Raw genomic sequence first — 2,001 nt, forward strand, 5'->3', positions numbered from 1 at the left:
GTATCACAAACTACTAAACACACCTTTGATGCACTCACTGGTGCTAACCAAACAGGGTTCAAGGATGGTTGGGGTCTAGCCTCACCATTCTTAGGTCGTGTTCCAAAGTGGAGTAATAGCAGAAGTTGGTTGAAAAATGTAATACGACCAGAGGCCTTGCCAGCAAATTATGGTCGCGATGAGTATCCTTATAATACAACTATTCCTGGTGGGCCAATTTTCTATGAGTTACATACAGTTTCAGTAAGACCAGTGCCTAAGTATGAAAAACAAGGGCCTATGCTTGAGTCGTTCTATACCAAAGCTAATGTAGAGAGGAACGATCCAGAGAAAATGTGGTTTATTGTCGGGACAACAAAGGGAACAGCATCCTTTTACATAGATAGAGATGGAGTCCTAAAAACAGATTTGAATCGTGGTTAATAATAAGAAACAGAGGGTTTCCATGTCAGAATTAACTGATGGTCTAAATCGAATTCGTGCCTACCTAGAAAGTAATTATCCAGCTGTGGCAGCCAAATTACCTCCAGGTTTACCCTTAGAGAAAATTGAAGAAATATTTCAAATTCTACCTTATCGATTGCCGCAAGAAGTTTATGAACTTTATCAGTGGTGTGGGGGTTGGGATTGGGAAACTGAAAACTGGGATACAATTTTTGCTCCCTACTATGGCACGATGACACTGTGTAGCCCACAAGGAGGGATGGAGACGGCAAAAGATTTTGAAAAATATGAAGTTAGGTACATAAATAAACCTATTTTTCCGATTTTTGGTTATGACAAGATATATCTTTGCACAGTAGGAAACTGGCAAGCAAAATTTCCTGCTCCCATTGTGTATGTTTCAGAGCTTTATACAGTTGAACTACACTACGTCAGTTTAGCAAGCTTGATGCAAGTGACAGCAAAAGTTTGGGAAACAGCTGTGGCTTATATAAATGAAGGAGACCTCGTGCAATGTGATGAACAAAAATTCTTCACCATCTATCGCCAATACAATGTTGAGTTACCCAAAATGGTACTCACCTGGTTGAAGCAAGAGCTAGAAATAGCAGGGTTGGAGCGATGTAAACTATATAAAATGTGGGATTCTATTGACGAAAATGTTAATTGGTTAACCACGTGCTGGCCAGAGCTATCAGTTGAACATTTCTCCCCTGAATTAATAGAACCAATAGTCAGAGAAATGAAGAAACCGAAAGAAACCTCATTCAGCCATTATGCCAAAATGATATTAGAAAAGCTAAAATACAAATCCTAAGTTACAAGTTGGTCTGCCGAGGAAGAAGAAATTCCTGCATGACGCTAACTAGTATGAGTGTTGGGTGAAATCAAAAACTCTAGAGCAGTAGTAAGTTATGCCAGTAGTTGCAAGTACCGCTACTCCTCCCAATCAACCAACATCCTATCCAAAATGGCAATCCCCCACTGCGGACACTTCGCCACCAATTTCTTGATCACAATCCGCGAAGCAGGGTCATCCGCCCAACACTCCATCAAAAACTCATCCCCTGGATTTTCGCGCCATTGTTCCGCCATCTTGAGCTTTTCCATCCGCCAGGGTCACGCCTTTGACCGTGCTGCGATCGCGTCTCATTCCCCCACCGAAAACCGCCGCATCATCTCCGCCAACGCCACAGCCTCCCCATCCGGCGTATACACGACCTCACCCGACATCGCAATCACAATCCTTTGCTTTTATGCCCAGTCAAACCAATCTTTCACAGCAGACTTGACCTGTGCAGACTCCGGTTTCCGCCCCTCCTTGCAAGCAGCTACAAACACAGCTTGCGGGGATTTAACTTATATCTTGCACCTAGCCGGATAAACACTGAATATGTAGAATGGAAGTATCAAGTATTGCAAATTTATTAAGTAGTCATATACTGAGCATAAAGTTATTAATCGTACTTAGTAACGCTTTAAATACTAGAGTATCTCAGTAAATAATTGTATAGATAATGATAATCATTCAGAGGGGTGGGGGTGAGTGGGTGAGCG

At 42.1% G+C, this 2,001-nt stretch carries 3 protein-coding genes; all 3 read left to right on the plus strand.

Going from position 1 to position 2,001, the window contains the following annotated elements; genetic code table 11:
* Positions 1–423: hypothetical protein (locus AACS98_RS19635; RefSeq protein ID WP_198161164.1), on the plus strand; the 423-nt coding region annotated here is incomplete at its 5' end.
* Positions 424–445: 22 nt separating this feature from the next.
* Positions 446–1,261: an SMI1/KNR4 family protein gene (locus tag AACS98_RS19640; RefSeq protein WP_066382968.1), complete on the plus strand. Its 816-nt coding sequence runs from the start codon at positions 446–448 to the stop codon at positions 1,259–1,261.
* Between the two features lie 153 nt (positions 1,262–1,414).
* On the plus strand, positions 1,415–1,828 hold the full coding sequence (locus AACS98_RS19645; RefSeq protein ID WP_157087541.1) for a hypothetical protein: 414 nt from the start codon (positions 1,415–1,417) through the stop codon (positions 1,826–1,828).
* Positions 1,829–2,001: the final 173 nt, after the last annotated feature.

The sequence above is a fragment of the Anabaena sp. CA = ATCC 33047 genome, from assembly GCF_963870205.1.
Classification (GTDB): domain Bacteria; phylum Cyanobacteriota; class Cyanobacteriia; order Cyanobacteriales; family Nostocaceae; genus Trichormus.